Source organism: Mesorhizobium sp. CA15 (genome assembly GCF_020165215.1).
Taxonomy (GTDB): domain Bacteria; phylum Pseudomonadota; class Alphaproteobacteria; order Rhizobiales; family Rhizobiaceae; genus Mesorhizobium.
Map to the genome: position 1 here is coordinate 135,642 of NZ_JAIUHQ010000002.1, position 20,758 is coordinate 156,399.

The 20,758-nt window shown below is 61.6% G+C and carries 15 protein-coding genes; 5 read left to right on the forward strand and 10 right to left on the reverse strand.

Annotated elements, in window-relative coordinates:
* Positions 1-137: 137 nt before the first annotated feature.
* Genes LB515_RS04115 through LB515_RS04125 form a run of 3 tightly spaced genes read right to left on the reverse strand, consistent with a single transcriptional unit; the run spans position 138 to position 4,061 of the window.
* The gene (locus tag LB515_RS04115) at positions 138-2,417 is read right to left on the reverse strand and encodes a xanthine dehydrogenase family protein molybdopterin-binding subunit (RefSeq protein ID WP_224706836.1); all 2,280 of its coding nucleotides are present in this window, start codon (positions 2,415-2,417) and stop codon (positions 138-140) included.
* Positions 2,418-2,419: 2 nt separating this feature from the next.
* The gene (locus tag LB515_RS04120; RefSeq protein ID WP_224706837.1) at positions 2,420-3,442 is read right to left on the reverse strand and encodes an FAD binding domain-containing protein; all 1,023 of its coding nucleotides are present in this window, start codon (positions 3,440-3,442) and stop codon (positions 2,420-2,422) included.
* Between the two features lies 1 nt (position 3,443).
* Positions 3,444-4,061: a (2Fe-2S)-binding protein gene (locus LB515_RS04125; RefSeq protein WP_224706838.1), complete on the reverse strand. Its 618-nt coding sequence runs from the start codon at positions 4,059-4,061 to the stop codon at positions 3,444-3,446.
* 186 nt (positions 4,062-4,247) lie between these two features.
* Here LB515_RS04125 and LB515_RS04130 point away from each other — a divergent pair, with 186 nt between their 5' ends.
* The 5 genes from LB515_RS04130 to LB515_RS04150 all read left to right on the forward strand — a co-directional run bounded on the left by LB515_RS04130 (position 4,248) and on the right by LB515_RS04150 (position 7,635).
* Positions 4,248-4,691 (forward strand): PPC domain-containing DNA-binding protein, encoded by a 444-nt coding sequence (locus LB515_RS04130; RefSeq protein WP_224706839.1) that lies wholly within the window; start codon positions 4,248-4,250, stop codon positions 4,689-4,691.
* Between the two features lie 9 nt (positions 4,692-4,700).
* A complete protein-coding gene (locus tag LB515_RS04135) occupies positions 4,701-5,714 on the forward strand; it encodes an ATP-dependent DNA ligase (RefSeq protein ID WP_224706840.1) in 1,014 nt (337 codons plus the stop codon).
* Between the two features lie 88 nt (positions 5,715-5,802).
* The gene (locus LB515_RS04140) at positions 5,803-6,084 is read left to right on the forward strand and encodes a hypothetical protein (RefSeq protein WP_095768638.1); all 282 of its coding nucleotides are present in this window, start codon (positions 5,803-5,805) and stop codon (positions 6,082-6,084) included.
* A gap of 608 nt (positions 6,085-6,692) precedes the next feature.
* Positions 6,693-7,019, forward strand: coding sequence for a hypothetical protein (locus LB515_RS04145; protein ID WP_224637471.1), 327 nt, complete (start codon positions 6,693-6,695; stop codon positions 7,017-7,019).
* 28 nt (positions 7,020-7,047) lie between these two features.
* A complete protein-coding gene (locus tag LB515_RS04150) occupies positions 7,048-7,635 on the forward strand; it encodes a cysteine hydrolase family protein (protein ID WP_140839082.1) in 588 nt (195 codons plus the stop codon).
* A 141-nt stretch (positions 7,636-7,776) separates the two neighbouring features.
* Here LB515_RS04150 and LB515_RS04155 read toward each other — a convergent pair whose 3' ends face one another.
* From LB515_RS04155 to LB515_RS04190, 7 genes are all read right to left on the reverse strand, one after another.
* Positions 7,777-9,864, reverse strand: coding sequence for a response regulator (locus LB515_RS04155; RefSeq protein ID WP_224706841.1), 2,088 nt, complete (start codon positions 9,862-9,864; stop codon positions 7,777-7,779).
* Positions 9,865-9,875: 11 nt separating this feature from the next.
* A complete protein-coding gene (locus tag LB515_RS04160; protein WP_318011855.1) occupies positions 9,876-15,590 on the reverse strand; it encodes a HAMP domain-containing protein in 5,715 nt (1,904 codons plus the stop codon).
* Positions 15,591-15,958: 368 nt separating this feature from the next.
* Positions 15,959-16,741 carry an ABC transporter ATP-binding protein gene (locus LB515_RS04170; protein ID WP_095768634.1) on the reverse strand — a complete coding sequence of 261 codons (783 nt, stop codon included), beginning with the start codon at positions 16,739-16,741 and terminating at the stop codon, positions 15,959-15,961.
* Between the two features lie 10 nt (positions 16,742-16,751).
* A complete protein-coding gene (locus LB515_RS04175) occupies positions 16,752-17,615 on the reverse strand; it encodes an ABC transporter permease (protein ID WP_411969120.1) in 864 nt (287 codons plus the stop codon).
* A 28-nt stretch (positions 17,616-17,643) separates the two neighbouring features.
* On the reverse strand, positions 17,644-18,645 hold the full coding sequence (locus LB515_RS04180; RefSeq protein ID WP_095768689.1) for an ABC transporter substrate-binding protein: 1,002 nt from the start codon (positions 18,643-18,645) through the stop codon (positions 17,644-17,646).
* Between the two features lie 315 nt (positions 18,646-18,960).
* Positions 18,961-19,692 (reverse strand): histidine utilization repressor, encoded by a 732-nt coding sequence (gene hutC, locus LB515_RS04185; protein WP_095768633.1) that lies wholly within the window; start codon positions 19,690-19,692, stop codon positions 18,961-18,963.
* 30 nt (positions 19,693-19,722) lie between these two features.
* On the reverse strand, positions 19,723-20,748 hold the full coding sequence (locus LB515_RS04190; RefSeq protein ID WP_224706842.1) for a zinc-dependent alcohol dehydrogenase: 1,026 nt from the start codon (positions 20,746-20,748) through the stop codon (positions 19,723-19,725).
* Between the last annotated feature and the right edge of the window lie 10 nt (positions 20,749-20,758).

Genomic DNA, 20,758 nt, shown 5'->3' on the forward strand with positions numbered 1-20,758 from the left:
CTTCGGCGCCTGGCGAGGAAATACATCCAGATCAGAATGAGGATCAGAGGGATACCCGCGATGGGCAGCATCCACACCCCAAGGTGAAACATGGGTTTCGCCCTATTAGAGAAAATGCGCATGCATCGCAGGCATGCTCAAGCGAGCAACTGCTCGATCCTGATCGGCAAATCGCGGATGCGTTTGCCGGTGGCATGGTAGACTGCGCTGGCAACAGCCGCGGCCGTGCCGACATTGCCCAGTTCGCCCAAGCCCTTCACGCCGGCCGGGTTGACCGCGTGGTCGACTTCCGGAACCAGGATCACCTGCAGGTCCTTGATGTCGGCATTCACCGGCACGAGATAGTCCTGCAGGTCGCGGTTGACGTAACGGGCATAGCGGCTGTCGACTTCCGTCGCTTCATGCAGCGCCTGGCCGATGCCCCAGATCATGCCGCCCATCAGTTGGCTGCGCGCGGTGCGCGTGTTCATGATGCGGCCGGCCGCGAACGCGCCGACGATGCGCGGCACGCGGATCTCCCTCGTGTAGCGGTTGATGCGGACTTCGACGAACTCGGCGCCAAAGGCGTATTTCACCGAATCCTCATCCTGCTCGCCACCGTGGAATTCCGGCATGCCGGCATAGAGCTTCTTCAGCGCTTCGGGCGTCGCACCCTTGGGCGCGAACTCGGCATATTCCTCGATTGCGCCAACCTGCATGGTCTTCAGGACATCTTCGACCTTTGCCGAAGCGCCGCCCTTGGCCACGATCTTTCCGTCGGCGAGGTCGAGTTCCTCGTTGTGAGAGCCCGCCAGCGGCCCGCCCTCGGCGGTCGCGCCGGCATATAGCTTGGCGCGGATGGCATCGCAGGCCTTCAGCACTGCCGAGCAGACGCTCGCGGTGGAGATCGAGCCCCCCGAGACAGGAGCGGGAGGCAGGCTGCTGTCGCCCATTTCGACGCTGATCCGATCGATGCTGACGCCGAGGCGTTCCGACGCCATCTGACCGGCCACAGTGCGCACGCCGGTTCCGATCTCATGCGAACCGCATTGCAGCCGCACATCGCCATCGACGGTCAGGCGCACCCGTGCCGCGCATGGCGCGACTGCGGTTGGATAAATCGCCGTCGCGCAGCCCATGCCGACCAGCCAGTCGCCGTCGCGCATCGCTCCCACTTTCGGGTCCCGCTTCGCCCAGCCAAAAGCCTCGGCCGCTTGGTCATAGCACTGGATCAGCGAGCGGCTGGAGAACGGCTTCTTGCCGATCGGCTCTGTCTTCGGTTCATTGATCCGGCGGAATTCCACCGGGTCCATGCCGAGCGCTACCGCCATTTCGTCCATGGCGTTTTCCAGCGCATAGACATAAGGCGTCTCGGGCGGCGAGCGCATATAGCCGGGCGTGTTGCGGTCCGCCTGCACCAGCGAGACATGTGTCAGCACAGAACCGTAAGCATACATGCGGCCGGTTGCCGACGTGCCGCCCACGACATAGGAGTCCGGCCGCGAGGTGACCTCCCAGCCTTCATGCGCGAAAGCAGTGATGCGGCCGTCCTTGCCGGCGCCGATCCGGATGCGGTGCCTTGTCTCCGCCCTATAGGTCTGGGTGCCGAAGGCCTGCATCCGGCTGGTCACGCAACGCACCGGTCGGCCGAGCCGCCTGGCGGCAACCGCGACGATGGCGGTGCGCGGCGTCATCGGTCCCTTGGAACCGAAAGCGCCGCCGATGAAGGGGCTGACGATGCGCACCTTTGCGGGATCGATCTTCAACTGCCTGGCAAGCTCGACCTTCCAGCCGGTCACGTTTTGCGAGGGCTCGTGGACGATCAGTTGGTCGCCCTGCCAGAAGGCGGTGGTTGAGAACAGCTCGATCGGATTGTGGTGCTGCGTGGGCGTCGAATAGCGCGCGTCGATCTTCACCGCGGCCTCTCGATAGGCGGCATCGAAGTCGCCGGCCTTCACGTCTTCCTTGAACAGAGGACTCTTGCCGGCGGCGGGAATGGTCGCCGTGCCCGGACTGTCGAAGCTCGCCGTGGGCGTCTCCGCATCATATTCGGCGCGGATCAACTGCGCCGCCTCTTCGGCGGCTTCGAATGTCTCGGCAACCGCAAGCGCGATGATCTGGCCGTCATGGAAGATCGTCCGGTCATGCAGCGGCCCGATCGAGGTGGCGCCGGAATTGCCGAATTTCGGCTTCTCGACCTTGTCCATGTCGCCATACGTGACGATGTCGAGCAACCCGGGCACGGCACGGGCGTCGTCGAGATGAAGCTTGGCCACCTTGCCCTTGGCAATACTGCTGGTGGCCAGCGCGCCGTAGGCGATGTTGGCGGTCGGCAAGTCGGCTGGGTAATGCGCCTGCCCGGTGACCTTAAGCCGTGCATCGACGCGCGGCAGCGGTTGGCCCTGGTTCTCTTTCGGTCTCGGAGCGGCAGTGTCCATGGTCACACCTTCATGTCGCGGGTTTCGAGCAGCGCGCGCACCAGCGTTCGCTTGCCGAGCTCGATCTTGAATGCGTTGTGCTGGCGCGGCTCGGCCCCGGCGAAGGCGGCATCTGCCGCCGCTCCCGCCGAAGCCTCGTCGAGCGTCTTTCCTTGCAGGGCTTCCTCCGCCGCTTTGGCGCGCCACGGCACGGTCGCCACGCCGCCCAGGGCAATGCGCGCCTCGCGTACGTTGTCGCCGTCCAGGTCGAGCGCAACGGCCGCCGAAGCCAGCGCGAACGCGTAGGATTCGCGGTCTCGGATCTTCAGATAAAGCGAGCGCCGCGCCCATGGCACAGCCGGCACTTCTATGGCGGTGATGATCTCGTCAGCAGCGAGATCGGTCTCGATCTCAGGCGTATCGCGTGGCTGACGATGCAGCTTGGCGAGCGGTATCTTTCGCGCTCCACGCGAGCCTTCGGCACGCACGACGGCATCGAGCGCGATCAGCGCCTGGGCAAAGTCGCCGTGATACGTCGCGATGCAGGCATCGCTGCCGCCCAGCACCGCATGCTGCCGGTTGAAACCCTCCATCGCAGCGCAGCCGGATCCTGGCACGCGCTTGTTGCAGTGCCAGGATGTCTCGCGAAAATATTCGCAGCGCGTGCGCTGCAGGACATTGCCGGCGAGACTTGCCATGTTGCGGATCTGGCCGCTTGCGGCCAGCCGCAAGCTGTCGGCAATAACGGGATAGCCGCGCTTAAGCTCAGCGTGATCTGCCGCCTCACCCATCCGCACCAGAGCCCCGAAGCGGATACCATCGTCGGTCACCCGGATTTGCCTGAGGCCTGGATCCTTGAGCCGGTTGAGGTCAACCAGCCGGTTCGGCTCGGCAACGCCGAGCTTCATATAATCGGCAAGGTTGGTGCCCCCGGCGATGAACTGCACATTCGCTCGCGTCGGCTGGTCGTCCTCGGTCGTGAAGCGGGATGCGATCGCGACGGCCGCGGAAATGTCGGTCGGCTGTTCGTAGACGAAGGGACGCATATCAGGCTCCCTTCATCTGATCGCGTGCCTGCAGGATGGCAGCAACAATGTTTGGATAGGCGGCGCAACGGCAGATATTACCGCTCATATAGTCGCGGATGTCGTCTTCGGATTTTGCGTGCCCTTCATTGATGCAACCAATGGCCGACAGGATTTGGCCCGGCGTGCAGTAGCCGCACTGGAAGGCATCGTGGTCGATGAAGGCCTGCTGCATCGGATGCAGCTTACCGTCGCTGGATGCCAGCCCCTCGACGGTCGTCACATCCTTGCCGGCATTCATCACCGCGAAACTGAGACAGGAGAGCACGCGTTTGCCGTCGACAAGAACCGTGCACGCCCCGCACTGTCCATGGTCGCAACCCTTCTTGGTGCCGGTTAGCCCGATATGATCCCGCAAGGCGTCAAGCAGGCTGGTTCTCGTATCGAGCGACAGCTCATAGGCCTGCTTGTTGATCCGCATCGACGTCACCACTGGCTCGCGAAGCGCCGCGCCAGCGGCGGCAGGGACTTCGGCTTTCGCCGATGAAACGAGCAATGGTGCTGCGGCGGCCGAGACTGTGCCTGTCATGAAATTGCGCCGGCTGAGGCCAAGCGTGGATGGGACGGAAGGCTGGGACATGGCTCGCTCCTGGCTGGCTGCTCATCGGGGCTAACCATTCATGCAGGCCATTGTTCCGGCCTGGCCGGCGCGGGATCCTAGGCCTCACAGAAGTGTGATCCTGCCCTTCGAAGATGCTCATCATGCGGGAACATGCATGCCGGGTTCGAGTTCTACGGCCAATACCAACGCTGATGGCGGGCCGATATGAAATCGAAACTGGTCGCACAGACTTCTGGACAAAGGACATTCGTGGTTGTGCTGGACCCAGGCGAGGAAGCATTTGCTGCCCTGTCCGACTTCGCCGACGAGCAAGGAATTGCCGGCGCCTCGCTGACCGCGATCGGCGCATTCGAGAAGGCGACCGTTGGCTGGTTCGACTTTGGCTCGAAATCTTACCGCAAGATCCCGGTCGGCGAGCAATGCGAGGTTCTGAGCGCTGTTGGCGACATCGCGGTCGACGACGGCGGCAGACCGAGCCTGCACATCCATGCTGTCCTGGGTCTAAGCGACGGATCGACGCGCGGCGGCCACCTTGTTGAAGGCATCGTCAACCCTACGCTCGAAGTCACGGTGACGGAATCGCCCGTTCACCTGCGGCGCACCAAACGCCCCGGCCTTGGCATCGCCTTGATCGATCTCGACGCCTGAGGGTCGACGATGGCAGCGGCCGCGACCGACGCGTTCCCTCTCCCCCTCGATACATCCCCGATGGAGGCTCGGATCGACGAAAAACTGCCGCAGGACAAAGGCGTCTGGCAGTTCGAACCGAAATGGGATGGGTTTCGCTGCCTCGCTTTCAAGAATCGCAAAACGGTCGATCTCAGGGCGAAGTCGGGCAAGCCGCTTGGGCGTTACTTTCCCGAACTCACAGCAATGATGCAAAACCCCGAAGCCAAGGATTTCGTGGTCGACGGCGAAATCGTCATCGAGATCGACGGCGCCGCATCCTTCGACGCGCTGCAGATGCGGCTTCATCCGGCCGAGAGCCGCATCCGCAAGCTGAGCGCGGAAACGCCGGCGCGGCTGATCCTGTTCGATATGCTGGTCGCGCCGGGCGGCAAATCGCTGCTCGAAGTCGCATTGACGCAAAGACGCACGGCAATTGAAAACTTCGTTGCGCAAGCAAACACAGACGCTCTTCAGCTCTCGCCCTGCACCACCAGTTTCGCGACCGCCAGGCGATGGCTGGAGGACGCCGGGCATGGCTCTACCGACGGCGTCGTCGCCAAGCGGCTGAGCGATCCCTATCAGCCGGGCGAGCGCGCGATGATCAAGGTCAAGCGGCTGCGCACTGCCGACTGCGTGGTCGGCGGCTTCCGTTATCTGAACGGCAAGTCGCAGGTCGGATCGCTATTGCTTGGCCTCTACAATGAACGAGGCTTGCTTGACCATGTCGGCTTCACCTCGACAATCGCCAACGAGGAACGAGCCACGCTCACGAAGAAGTTGGAGGCGCTGCGTGGCGGGCCTGGCTTCACCGGCAAGGCGCCGGGCGGGCCGAGCCGCTGGAGCACCGAGCGCAGCGGCGAATGGGAGCCGTTGCGGCCGGAACTGGTCGTGGAAGTCCGCTTCGACCACGTCACCGGCGAGCGGTTCCGGCATGGCACTCGATTCATTCGCTGGCGGCCCGAAAAAGCGCCGCGCCAATGCACGTTCGAGCAGATCTCGTAGCAGCGCCCCTCCGGAACAACCGACCCCATCAAACGGTTTATGGTTAGAACAGCCCGCGTCACGGACGCACCTATCTTGGAGACGAGAAATGGATCCGCGCGACAAACAGCGAGCCGCAAGGCGGGATGAAACCGAAGCTCCCGGCATCGAACAACAGGACTGGGACGCTCTTGATAATGGTCGGGTGCCGCCTGGCAGCGTCGCCGTAAACGGCGATCCGGAGGACGATGCCGAAGCACAAGGCGTCCTCCCCGAAGAGGATGACGACAACCCCTATCAGGAGAGCGACGAAGCCTTGCCCGACGACGAGGAAGAACGTGTGCTGTCGCGGGACCCTTCCAAGGAAGGCAGTCGTTTTGACGAAGCATAGCGAAAGCTAGCAGCGATGGGATTTTCCCGCCTTCGATTGCCTGCAAAGCTCCGCGGGCTGCGCGAGAAGGCATCGCCGCAGAGCAAGGCGGTCGCGGCGCCACATCAGAAGACCGGCCATTGATCAAGGTTACGTGGGATCCCTACCCATGGGCCGTCAAAAATCGGGGGCGCAAATCGGCAGTGGACCCTTCACTGTTTGTAACTGGGGGGAACAACGGAGTGTGGAACAAGTTTTTGATCAAGCAAGCCGCCTCATGTTTGACCTGCAGCCATGGCCGACAAACGCGACAACAAATCCACAGCCGCTCTTCTTAGGCGGCAATTCTCGAATGAAACCATGCGCCGATATCTACGCAGCTTGCCCTTGTTTCACGTAAACCGCTGGCTTCCTGACAAACTGCGCGAATCACTCAAGCGTCTCGACCGCAAGCGTAAGTGAAACCAACCGCGATCCAACAAAAGGCGCGGGCCACGCTCTTGCCGTTTCAGACGAACGCGCCATCAGCTCTCCTTCACATTACGATCACAGTCCTTCGAGAGGGACAGAGACTATGCATCCTTGCTTAAGCGTCCGCGTTTGTAATTCACAAATCCGGAGTTCAAGTCATGAAGGTCGACACTCTCCCTGCGCCTAAAGTCAACCCAGACCAGGTCGATATCCTCGTCAACAAACCGGGACACTTCGTCGAGGAGTGGATCGAGGGCCATGCGGTTAGACCGGCCGCCGAAGCATCCCCGGAGGCCGCGGCAGAAAGACTGGCGAGAGCTTGCATCGCGGACGCGGAGCGGGAAGGCATCCTCGCGGAAGAAATCAGCGATGAGGTCGGCGACTTGAAAGAGTACCTCGCCGACGCGCTCCTCGCCGAGGCCGGCCGCGAAACGGGCGTCGACACCGGTCCGACGGCGCAAGCATTGGGTGACACAAAGGCTTAGCTTTCACGGCAGGGAAGTTTGGATCGCGATGACGCCAATCTCAACACGAGCCGTCCACATTTGCGTTGACATGCAGATGATGTTCTTGCCGCCTGGGCCATGGGCGGTTGAGTGGCTGCCCGCCATCCTGCCGAAGGTGCTTTCGCTTGTCGATGGCAGGCCTGAGCGAACGATTTTCACCAGGTTCATAACGGCGAGAAGACCTGGCGAAGGCCAGGGCCATTGGCGTCAATACTATGAGCGCTGGTCGCAGATGACTATCGAATGTGCCGGCCCGGGCAGCCTCGAGCTGCTGCCCGAACTGCGTGATTTCGTGCCGCCGGCTCGCGTTTTCGATAAGTCCGTTTACTCTCCCTGGCTGACCGGCGAGCTCCACCGGAGCCTTCAGGCGGAAGGTGTGACCGAGCTTATCGTCAGCGGAGGCGAGGCCGACATGTGCGTGTTGGCGACGCTGCTCGGAGCGATCGACTTCGGTTACAGAACGATCCTGGTCGAGGATGCGATCTGCAGCACATCGGACGAAGCCTACGAAAATATACTCAAGCTGTTCACGACGCGATATTCGCATCATGTCGAAGTCGCCGCTGCGGAGGAGGTTCTGGATTTCTGGCGCTGACCCATCGCTCATCTCGCCCGGCACATGCCGGCCAAGGTGCCGCCCGCCAACGGATGAGCAGCCGTCCCTCGAATGCTCAGTCGTATCAGCGGGTGCGGTCGTCCGGCGCGAAAGACCGGTTGGCCACTGCCAAGTCTGGATCTAACCGGAACCGGCTGTCGGCCGGCCGCCGACTGGTTTCAAGGCGCTGACCCGCAAGATGCTCTCGATGAGATCTTTTTCCCGGAACGGCTTGTTGACCAATGGCACGTCCGATGGGCGGTTTGAAATTGCGTCAGCGTCGGCATAGCCGGTTATCATAACCGCTGGCCAATCGGAGCGCAGGTTGCGCGCGAAGCGAATTACCTCGATTCCGGACACGAGCGGCATTGCGAAATCGGTGACAATGACGTCGAACTCATGCGGTGTCCGTTCAATAATTGCCAGCGCCTCGGCACCCCCTGCTGCGCATGTCACTGTAAACCCGTGTTGCCGAAGCGATTCCGCGGTTAGCTGCCGCAATCCGCTGCTGTCGTCAATCAATAGAAGCGAAGGGAAAGCCTTCCCTGCAGTCTCGACCAGGACTCTCTCTCCATCCAGATCTGCCACATTGTCGGAAGGCTGCTCCGCTGAACGCGGCAGCCACAGCTCCATGGATGTTCCGCGCCCGACGAGGCTGTCTATGCGAAGCGCGCCGCCCGATTGCTTCATGAAACCGTATACCGTGCTGAGACCAAGCCCGGTGCCTTTCCCGACGGGCTTCGTCGTGAAAAACGGTTCGACGACCTTGGTCAGAATCTCCTTCGGGATGCCGGCACCGGTGTCCTTGACGGTGAGGACTACATACTCTCCGGCCGCCAGGTCTTCGGAAGGTATTTTGATGACCCGATTTTGCGCCTGCACGGCAATTGTCCCGCCGGAGGGCATCGCGTCGCGCGCGTTGAACACCAGATTCATCAACGCCAACTCCAATTGGCCGACGTCGACATGCGCGGGCCAAACGGAGTTGTCGACCTTCCACTCAAAGCGGATCAGGCCGCCGAGCACGGGAGCCACCAAGCCGTTCATCGTATCTTCCAGCGCGGCCAGCCGCACTGCCGTCGGCTTCAGATTCTGACGCCGCGAAAAGGCAAGCATGCGGTTGACAAGTTCGGCGCCTTGCTTCGCGGAGCGGCGAGTGAGTTCAACGATCTTCTTTGCTTGCTCGTCAAGCGTAAGCTGCCTCTCGAGCAATCCTAGTCCGCTCAGAACCGCGGCAAGCAGATTGTTGAAATCGTGTGCCAGCCCTCCGGTGAGTTTCCCGACCGCTTCGAGGCGCTGTGACTGAAGAAGTTGATTTTCGAGCTCACGCCGCTCGGTCACGTCAAGCAAAGTGCCGAGGATTTCAGGTCGGCGTCCGTCGACACCTTTCGACAGGATTCCTTGGTCGAGAAAGATACGATATTTGCCATCGGCGCACTGCCAGCGGAACTCGCATGTGTAGGAGCCTGTCACCTTTGCCGCCAATAAAGCTTCCCGCACCCTGGGTAGATCTTCCGGATGCACCCGGCTCAGCCCAAACCGCGGCTCGGACGTCAGTCGCTCAGGCGGGAATCCGGTCAGACGTTCGACACCTTTTGAAACAAACCGGGCTGCAAAGGGCGGCTCGGCGAACCTGGCGTGAAAACAGACGGGCAAGGATCCAAGAATGGCCTCCTGCCGTTCTTCGGCGCCGCGCAGCGATCGTTCGGCCTCGAGCTTTTGCTTTTCGGCCTGCAAGGCTTTCGCCAGCAGTGCCTGTTCGGCGACCGCATTGCGCTGGATCTCGAGCGTCTTTTCGTGAAGCTCGACGAATACAGCCACTTTCGATCGCAGCATGGCGGGGTCGAAGGGCTTGAACATATAGTCCACTGCGCCGGCGTCGTAGCCACGCAGCATATGAGCATCTTCCTTGTTGATGGCCGTGAGGAAGATGAGAGGGGTTCGTCTGGACTGTTCGCGCTGGCGGATCAACGCGGCTGTTTCGTAGCCGTCGAGGCCCGGCATCAAAACATCCAGCAAGATAACGGCGAAATCCTCCTTTAGGAGGCAGCGCAGAGCCTCCTCGCCGGATTGCACAGCGACGACTTCCGCGAGTGGAGTGAGAACTTCTTCGATCGCCAACAGGTTTCGTTCGTCATCATCGACCGCCAGGATGCGTGCCTTTGACTGATTGTCCGCCAACTGCACAATCTCCAGTTTCTTCGAACGTATCCGCGACAGCCTTTGCATCGGGCATCCCGTCAGCTGACTGACCTAAGCAGATTTTGGGATGTCTCGACCCGATCCCGAGAGCGACCGATCCAGACCCGCAGCAGTGCCAACAGCAGGTCGAGATCGACAGGCTTGGCAATATAGTCGGAAGCCCCGGCTTCCAGGCATTTCTGCCGGTCGCCTTTCATCGCCTTTGCTGTCACCGATATCAACGGAATATGCGCGATGGAGGGTGTGTTGCGGATACTCCTCATCGTCTCGTAGCCGTCCATCTCCGGCATCATGATGTCGATCAAGGCTGCGTCGACGTCGGCATTCTCCTCCAGCAAAGCTATCCCATCGCGACCGCGCTCAGCGTGAAGGACTTCGATATCGTAGGTCTCAAGGACGCTCGTCAGCGAATAGATATTTCGAATATCGTCATCGACGATCAGGACTTTCGCGCCCGCAAGATTCGACCTGTTGTCAGCTCGTTCGGCACCTGCCCCGCTTTCCTCGCGCAGTCCTCCCGGAAGCGTCGCAGATATATGGAGAGCCAATTGAGCAAAATTCTCAGCTCGCGGGACTGAGGACAAAGCGGGATTCAACGCCAGCACCTGTTCAACTGCCTCCGAATGAGGGGCAAAAAACAGCAGCGGCGGAAGGCCGTCTGAAAACTGGTTGGTGAGTTCGTCAAGGGCCCGCGCATTATCCCTGGCAGACTTTCCAAGCCCAAGGACAACCGCATCGAATGAGGCGAGGTCGATGTCCTCTGCGGTTGCCGCGCGACTGATTGCGGTGACCGAGGTGACGCCGTCCCGGATCGTCTCGACCAGGGAAAGTCGGCGCTCGGGATCGGAGTCAGCCACGAGCACCCGGCGCTGGACGCGCAGGTTCCTCGAATGAATTTCCTGGAACACCTTCACCAGCTCCTCGGATGACACCGGTTTGGTCGAGATGCTCGATGCCCCTTTGCGAGCCAGGCTATCGATGTCTTCCGCTCCGGAAATCACATGAATGGGAATGCCGGCGGTCTTCGGATCATGGCGCAGCAGGTCGAAGAGCACCCATCCATCGATGTCCGCAAGGCCGAGGTCCAGCGTGATCGCGTCCGGCACCAGTTTGCGGGCCAGCGCCAAGGTTCCTGAGCCTGCGGTCGACAGGACGCCTTTCAACCCGGCAGACCGTGCCAGGCCCAGCAGCAGACCGCCAAAGGTCGGGTCGTCCTCGACGATCAAAACGACCCTGTCTTGCGCCGATATAGCGTCGCGATCGTCCATCAATTCCGCCGATGGCAAACCGCTGGGCGCCGCTGTCGTCGCGATTGCCTCGGTGGCCGGAAGCAGTTCCGGCTGGCTGGCGGCGGCAACCCTGGGACCATCGATCGGAATGACGAGCGTGAACGTCGATCCTTTGCCGGGAATGCTTTCAACTCTTAGCTCACCGCCGAGCAAACGGGCGATCTCACGGCTGATCGAGAGCCCAAGTCCGGTTCCTCCATATTTGCGGCTGGTCGTGCCGTCGGCCTGCTGGAACGCCTCGAAAATCAGTTTCTGCTTGTCTTCCGGGATGCCGATACCGGTGTCGGTCACCGCTATGGCAAGCGCTTTCCTGGGCAGCTTGGCGCCGTTGCGGCGTCCCGCCTTTTCCATTCTGAAACTCAGGCTGACCTTGCCTTCGGAGGTGAACTTGAAGGCGTTCGACAGCAGGTTGAGCACGATCTGCTGCAACCGCTTCTCGTCCGTACGCACGGTTTCCGGAAGAGCGGGATCGACATTGATGGTAAAGCCCAGACCCTTGTCGGCTGCAAGCTGGCGGAACGTGCGCTCCATATGCTGGCGCAAATGGGCGACTGGCATATCGTTGATGTCGATCGAGACCGTGCCGGACTCGATCTTCGACAAATCGAGAATGTCGTTGATCAAGCTGAGAAGGTCCGTACCGGCCGAATTGATGGTGCGAGCAAACTCGACCTGCTTTTCGTTGAGGTTGCCCTGCTGGTTCGTAGCAAGCAGATTTGAAAGAATGAGAAGCGAATTGAGCGGGGTTCTGAGCTCATGGCTCATGTTGGCGAGGAACTCGGATTTGTACTTGGAGGTAAGCGCCAGCTGCTCGGCTTTCTCCTCAAGCGCCCGGCGCGCCATCTCGATTTCGAGATTTTTGTTTTCGACCTGCTTCTTCTCATTCTCCAGAAGTTGAGCCTTCTCCTGGAGTTCCTCGTTCGTGGCGTGCAGTTCCTCCTGCTTTTTCGTCAGTTCGGTCTGGCGCGCCTGCAGCTCGGATGTCAGCAATTGCGATTGCTTGAGCAGGCCCTCGGTGCGCATCGTCGCCGCGATCGTGTTGAGGACGATGCCGACCGATTCCATCAGCTGATTGAGAAACGATTGGTGCGTGTCGCGGAACTCGCTGAAGGATGCGAGCTCGATGACGGCCTTGACCTCATCTTCGAACAAGGCAGGTAGAATGATGACGTTCGCCGGCGAGGCGCTGCCAAGCCCCGATGTGACGCGCAAAAAGTCCGGCGGAACATTGTCGAGCATAATGGCTCGCTTGTCGGCAGCACTTTGTCCGACGAGACCCTCACGCAGATCGAGGCGTTGCTTGATTGCCGCCTTGCTCTCGGCACCATAGGACGCCGCCAGTTCCAGATAGGACTCCTCCTCGTCCCGATTGGTCACATAAAAGACGCCGTATTGCGCGTTCACAAGCGGAGCGAGCTCGGACATGATGAGACGCGACACGGTGGCGAGATCGCGCTCTCCCTGCAGCATGCGGGAGAAACGCGCGAGATTTGTCTTCAGCCAATCTTGCTCGGCGTTTTTCAACGTCTGATCCTTGAGATTGCGGATCATCTCGTTGATGTTGTCCTTGAGCGCGGCGACCTCTCCGGAAGCCTCGACGCTGATCGAGCGCGTCAGATCACCCTTCGTCACCGCTGTCGAGACCTCGGCGATTGCGCGGACCTGGGTGGTCAGATTGGCCGCCAACTGATTGACGTTGTCCGTAAGATCGCGCCACAGACCGGCGGCGCCAGGCACGCGTGCCTGGCCTCCAAGCTTGCCTTCGATGCCGACTTCGCGCGCGACATTGGTCACCTGGTCGGCAAAGGTGGCGAGCGTTTCGATCATCCCGTTGATGGTGTCCGCCAGGGAGGCGATTTCGCCCTTCGCGTCCACAGTCAGCTTGCGTTTGAGATTGCCTTGCGCAACCGCAGTCACGACGTCGGCGATGCCGCGCACCTGGTTGGTCAGATTGGTGGCCATCAGGTTGACGTTGTCGGTCAGATCCTTCCAAGTGCCGGCCACGCCGCGCACTTCGGCCTGACCGCCAAGCTTTCCTTCCGTGCCGACTTCACGTGCGACGCGTGTCACCTCGCCGGCGAAGGAGTTCAGCTGGTCGACCATGGTGTTGATGGTCGACTTGAGCTCGAGGATTTCGCCCTTCACGTCGACGGTGATCTTCTTCGAAAGATCGCCTCGCGCGACCGCCGTCGTCACTTCGGCGATGTTGCGAACCTGGCCGGTCAGATTCTCGGCCATGGAATTCACGTTGTCGGTCAAATCCTTCCATGTACCGGCCACGCCTCGCACCTGGGCTTGGCCGCCGAGCTTTCCTTCGGTGCCGACTTCGCGCGCCACGCGAGTCACCTCGCCGGCGAAGGAGTTCAGCTGATCGACCATGGTGTTGATGGTCGACTTGAGCTCAAGGATCTCGCCCTTGACGTCCACGGTGATCTTCTTGGAAAGGTCGCCGAGCGCCACGGCCGTGGTCACTTCCGCGATGTTGCGCACCTGGCCCGTCAGGTTGGCCGCCATCGCATTCACATTGTCGGTCAGGTCCTTCCAGGTGCCGCCCACGCCTCTGACCTGCGCTTGGCCGCCGAGCTTGCCGTCCGAACCGACCTCGCGCGCCACGCGCGTCACCTCCGAGGCAAAGGAATTCAGCTGATCAACCATCGTGTTGATCACATCCTTGATCTGCAGGATCTCTCCCAAGGCATCGACGGTGATCTTCTGCGTCAGATCGCCGGTCGCGATCGCGGTTGCGACCTTGGACACGTCGCGCAACTGCACGGTCAGATTGCCGGCCATGGCGTTGACGTTGTCGGTCAGGTCTTTCCAAGTGCCGCCGACGCCTTCCACATGGGCCTGGCCGCCGAGCTTGCCTTCCGAACCGACCTCGCGCGCCACGCGCGTGACTTCGGAGGCGAAGGAGTTCAGCTGGTCGACCATCGTGTTGACGGTATCCTTGAGCTCGAGGATCTCGCCTTTGACGTCCACAGTGATCTTCTTGGAAAGGTCGCCTCGGGCGACGGCTGTCGTAACTTCGGCGATGTTTCGAACCTGGCCAGTCAGGTTGGCCGCCATCAGATTGACGTTGTCGGTCAGGTCTTTCCAGGTGCCCCCGACGCCCCTCACCTCTGCCTGCCCGCCGAGCTTGCCTTCCGTGCCCACTTCGCGCGCAACGCGCGTGACTTCGGAAGCGAAGGAGTTCAGCTGATCGACCATCGTGTTGATCGTATCCTTGAGCTCGAGAATCTCCCCCTGCACTGCCACCGTGATCTTTTTCGACAGGTCGCCCGAAGCAACCGCCGTCGTGACCTCGGCAATGTTGCGCACTTGGCCGGTGAGGTTCTCGGCCATGGAATTGACGTTGTCGGTCAGGTCTTTCCAGGTACCGGCGACGCCGCGAACCTGGGCCTGGCCGCCGAGCTTGCCCTCGGTGCCGACCTCGCGCGCGACGCGCGTGACCTCGGATGCGAACGAGTTCAACTGATCGACCATCGTGTTGATGGTGTTCTTGAGTTCCAGGATCTCGCCCTTCACGTCGACGGTGATCTTCTTGGAGAGATCGCCCAGCGCGACCGCCGTCGTCACCTCGGCGATGTTGCGGACCTGGCCGGTCAAATTCTCGGCCATGGAGTTCACATTGTCGGTGAGGTCCTTCCACGTGCCGCCGACGCCTTCGACCCGCGCCTGGCCCCCGAGCTTGCCTTCCGTGCCGACCTCGCGCGCGACGCGCGTCACTTCCGATGCGAACGAGTTCAACTGATCGACCATCGTGTTGATGGTGTTCTTGAGCTCGAGGATCTCGCCCTTCACATCGACAGTGATCTTCTTAGACAAATCGCCTGACGCCACCGCAGTGGTCACCTCGGCGATGTTGCGCACCTGGCCGGTAAGGTTGGTGGCCATGGCGTTGACGTTGTCGGTCAGGTCCTTCCACGTGCCGGCCACGCCCTTCACCCGCGCTTGTCCGCCGAGCTTTCCCTCCGTTCCAACCTCACGCGCGACACGTGTCACTTCGGAGGCAAAGGAAGCCAGTTGCCCCACCATCGTGTTGACGATCTTGCCTATGCGCAGGAACTCCCCGCGCAGCGGGCGGCCGTCGATTTCGACCATCATTGTCTGGGAAAGGTCGCCCTTGGCCACTGCCCCGATGACGCGGGCCACTTCGGCGGTCGGTTGAACCATGTCTTCGATCAGGTCGTTGACCGACCTGACGCTTGATTCCCAGCTGCCGGTGGCATTGCGGACATGACCCCGCTCGCCAATTCTCCCGTCCTTGCCGACGACCCTGCTCAGTCGCTCAAACTCCTTCGTCACCTGATCGTTGAGTTCGACGATCTGGTTGAAGGCATCGGCAATATCGGAATCGATTCCTTCGTAGATGTTATCGATCCGGATGGAGAAGTCGCCTCGCCTGAAGGCCTTTAAGGAATTGAGAATCTGACGACGATCTAATTGCGCCCTTGATGCCTGCACGCTCACAGTGCCCCTCCCCAGTCCATCTGCTTTTGAAGAAACTGATGATCAGATGAAGTCCCGCCCTCGCGGCGAGGTATACAATTCACCGCAAGCTCCACAACGTGGTGGGCGCCAATTTGTTCCGACGCGAGATCGAATCTTATCCGCACGCCGGCAAACGCTTAAAAAAGCGCGAAGGCTCGCCCGTTGTTTGGCTTGCTTTGCCCTGGAATTGCTTGGCGTATTCAGCCCAATCGGAAGCTGCGACACCGCCGCCCGCGGGCTCTTGTCAACTTTGGCGAACCGCTTCGTAAGCTATTGACGGATGAGGATTATGTTAGTCGCAGAGGGGCGATACCGCAGGCAGCCGGCAAGGCCGGCTCGCCTCATGCCATTTCGGGGCGTCTTGAAGCTTCGCGGATCGCCTTGTGAACATTGCGCTGCAGGTCCATGAACTCCGCGCTTTCCATGACCTCTTCCCGGCGCGGGCGCTCTATGTCGACGTTGAAGGTTCGCATGATGCGTCCCGGGCCGATCCCCATGACGACGATGCGGTCGGACAGATAGACGGCCTCCTCCACGTCATGGGTGACGAAGAGCACGGTCAGCCGGTGCTCCTCCCAGATCTGCGTCAGCAGCTCCTGCATCTGGTGCCTGGTCAAGGCGTCGAGCGCGCCGAAAGGCTCGTCCATGAGCAGCATCTTGGGCCGGTAGGACAGCGCCCGCGCGATGGCGACGCGCTGCTTCATGCCGCCCGACAGTTCGGACGGGTAGAGGTCGGCGCAGTGCGGCAGCTTGACGAGATCGAGATGCTCGCGCGCGATCCTGCGGCAGGTCGAGCGATCATAGCCGGCGGCCTTGAGGGCAAATTCTATGTTCTGCTGCGCCGTCAGCCAGGGCAGCAGCGTGTAGGACTGGAAGACGACGCCGCGGTCGAGCCCGGGCTTGAGGATCGGCGAGCCGTCGATGTCGAGCTCGCCCGCGTCGAAATCCTGCAGCCCGGCAACGATCGACAGCAGCGTGCTCTTGCCGCAACCCGACGTGCCCACCAGCGAGACGAACTCGTTATCGGCAAGATCGAGATTGATGTCGCGCAGCACCTCGGTGCGCCGCTCCCCGGTGCCAAAGCTCTTGTGCAGGCCTTCGATGCGCAGTTTGGGCACACTCATCGGCCGAACCTCATTGCGCGTGGCCTTCCTGCCGGAACAGCACCTTTCCCAGCGCCTTCATCACCTGGTCGGTGATGAGACCGAGCACGCCCAAGAGCAAGATGTAGCCGATGATGGTGTTTGTCTGGAAATAACGCTGCGACACGGTGATGCGGTAGCCGAGGCCGGATGTCGCCGCGACGAGCTCAGCCAGTACGAGCCAGGTCCACGCCCAACCCAGGCTGATGCGCAGCGTGTCCCAGATGCCCGGCAAGGCGCTGGGCACCACGATGCGCGTCAGGATCTTGCGGTCCGGCAGGCCGAGCGTCCTGCCGAGGCCGACGAAATCCGTCGGAACCCGCTTCACATTGTCCATGATCATCAGGACCTGCTGAAAGAAGGTGCCGATGAAGATGATCAGGAACTTCTGGGCGTCGCCGGTTCCCGACCAGAGGATGGAAAGCGGCACGAAGGCGACCACCGGCATATAGCGGATGAAATCCACCAGCGGCTCGACGGCGGCTTCCCAGACCCTGAAGCTGCCGATCAGCACGCCGATCGGAATCGCCAGTGCCGAGGCGATCAGGAAGCCGATGGAGATGCGGTATATCGAGGCCTTGAGGTCCAGCCACAGCGTGCCGTCGCTCCAGAGCTTGCCGAGCTGCCCCGCCACGCTTTCCGGCGAGGGCAGGAAGATGGGCTTCACCAGCTCCAGGCCCGTTGCCGCCCACCAGGCAAGGCCGAGGCCGGCAAAAACGGCCACGGCGATCATCAGGAAACGCGACCGCGTGATGGGCGCGCCGATTCCGGAGGATCGGCGGCGCAATACCGGTCGCGCAGCCGATCTTTGTGCGGGGCCGGGCTGGCTCGTTTTGGCGGCGCGCTGCTCGGACATCCGCGCTACCACCGCGACGCAGCCTTCGTCATTCCGCGGCCTTGACGAATGACGGGTCGATCATCTGCTCCGGTGTCACGTCGGCCTGGAGCAGCCCGGCATTCTTGGCGGCGGCTTCGACATCGGCGAATGTCTTGGTGGAGAACTCGCCGGTCAGAGCGCTCTTGTTCTCGGCGAGAGAATAATAGCGCACGCCGTCGAAGGCCGTGTTGAGGTCCTCGACACTGGAACCGACGGCCTTGGAAATGATGGCGCGGCCACCGGCGGTATCGCCGTTGTAGTCCTTCAGGGCCGCATCCCAGGTCTTGATCATGGCAAGCACCTGGCCGGGTCGCGACTTGATCACCTCGTCGCGCACCACAAGCACGTCGCTGATCAGGCCGGGATCCTCGCCGGCGGTGAAGAGCAGCTTGACGTCCTTGTTCTGCGCCCTGGCCGCGGTGAGATAAGGTTCGTAGGTGACCGCGACCGGGACCTGTCCGGCAATCAGCGCGCTGCCGGCGTCGGCCGCCGGCATCGGCACCGGCTGCACATCGGCGATGGACATGCCGTTCTTGGCAAGGGCGTATTTGAGCAGGATGTCGCTGGTCGTGCCCTCCTCGAAGGCGACCTGCTTGCCCTTGAGGTCGGCGACGGAGGAAATATCCTTGCCGGCGATCATGGCGTCGGCCGTCATGCTGACGTCGAGCAGCAGCACGATCTTCACCGGCAGGCCCGCCGCAACCATACCCATCGCGGTATGGGTCGCGATGTTGGCGGCATCGAGCTGGCCGCTCGCGAGCGCGGCATTGATGTCCTTGTCTTCCGCGAAGTTGACGATTTGGACGTCCGACAACCCACTTGCCTTGAACAGGCCCTTGGCCTCGGCGACGTGCCACTGGCCATAGCCGAGCCATGGCTCGATGCCGATCTTGAAGGTGCCCGCTTCAGGCGTCGCGGGAATGGCCGCGTCGGCGGCAAAGGCCGCCGGGGCGAACCCGATGACAGCAGCCGCGACGAGTGCACGAAATTGTCCTGCTAGGTTACGCATCATCTCTGTTCCCCTTTATGATCGCGCCGCTCTTTGAACTGCATATCCGGCCTGGATGAGAATGCGGGCTTATGCTCTTGCGGCACTGTGCCTCGGCGTCTTACCTGCCGCTTCAACGGAAGCGCAAGGATACTCGACGTCGGCGGCGGTGAATGTCAAGACTAAAATACATACATGCATATACAAGTTGGACGGGTTGGGTTCGCAACTTTCGGAACATCAGACCGCATTCGTTTGCCGCATGGCGTTATGGCCGATGGCATCCAGGAAGTCCGTCACGCGATTTGCGCCGGAACAGGGCTCGCCTTGCCGCGATCAGCCGCTTTTGGAAGGAGAGTACCGGCTGCCGAGCGAATAGCGGCTGCCGACATAGGTCAGCTTGCTGATCGTGGCGACGATCGCTCCCGTCCACGTCCGGCGGTGCAGAAGCAGGCAGCAGCTGCCGGCATCGATGCCTAGATGCCGCGCCGTCTCGGCATCGGCTGGGATTGCCGAGATGATGTGCTCGACCTCGGTCACCGGTGTTTTCTGCATCAGATAGTCGTAGGTCGCGGTCTTGGAAAAATCCTGCTTGTCGTAGTCGGGTATCAGGCTCGGATTGACGAAGCGCTCTTCCAGTTGCACAGGCAGATCGTTCTCGAAATTGACGACGACGGAGTGGTAGACCGACGAACGCCTGGCGAACTCGAAGGACAGCGCAAGCTCCTTTTCCGGCATGATTTTTTCGAGGACGAGAACCTCGGAACGATGCTTGTTGCCGCGTGCCAGGATCTCGGCCGCGATGTTGTTGATCTCGATCAGGGCCGATTGCGGCCGCGGCGGCGCAATGAATGTTCCCACGCCCTGCAGCCGGATCAGAAATCCCGCCGAGGTCAGTTCCCGCAAGGCACGGTGGATCGTCATCCTGGAGACGCCAAGCGCTGCCACGAATTCATTTTCGGACGGCAGCTTGCGGTCCTTGCTCCACCGGCCGGTTCCGATGTTCGTCAGGATGTAGTCCTTGACCTTCTCGTAGAGGGGGCTGGCCGTATCGGGCAGAGTGTTCATTTCAGATGTCCTTTCCGGCAAGCACGGAAATCAGGAATGCTCAAGGGGTTGCCGCATCCGGATGATTGTTTTCAAGCCGTCGCCCTGGCCTTCCAGCAGCCGCCGATAGGCTGCGGGGACGTCATCCAGGCCGATCTCGCGGTCGATCAGGCTGATCAGCGGCTCGCTCAGCTCACCCAGCATCCGGATGGCATCGGGAAGCTCGTCGGCGAAGGCGTGGCAGCCCAGCAACGCGATCTCCCGCTCGACCAGCATGTTGGGGTCGATGTCGAGCCGGCCGTGGAAGATGCCGACCATCGCAATGGTGCCGCCCGGGCCGAGAACACCCAGCAACTGACTGAGCGCGGCGACGCTGCCTGTCGCCTCGATGGCCGCGAGCAAGGGGGTATTCGCAGTCGCTGAGGCGATGGCGTGCGGGTCTAGATCGACGATCGTGGCGCCGGTCACGCGCGCGACGCGAGCGCAGCGAGCCTGGTTGCGGTCGGCGATCAGCACGGTGCCCGCTAACGTCCGCGACAGCAGCAAGGCGGCAAGGCCGCCGATGGTCCCGCAGCCGAGGACAAGCACCGAGCCTGCTGTTTTCGGCAGGCGCCGTACCGCGTGCAGCGCAACGGCGAGCGGCTCGGCCATCGCCGCCACCCGTGCATCAAGCGCGGCATCGACGCTATGCAACAGGCGCGCGGGGAGCACGGCCTGTTCGGCAAATCCGCCGTCGCATATTTCGCCGACGAAGCCTAGCGACGTGCAGAGATGGCGCCTGCCGGCACGGCATTGCGCGCACTCTCCGCACCAGAAGCGTGAATCGGCGACCACCCGGTCGCCAATGGCGATGGTGTCGACGCCCTCTCCGACGGCGATCACCGTGCCCGTCAATTCATGGCCGGCCGTCGAAGGCGAGCGGCTTATCCATTGACCGGTGCGGAAATTGTGCAGGTCGGAACCGCAGATGCCTGCGGCGTCCACCTTGAGCTTCACCCAGCCCGCATCGGGGACGCCCGGGGCGGCGATATCCTCAACGCGCAAGTCGCCGGGTCCGTAAAGTCGCGCGGCCTTCATAGTCTTCGCT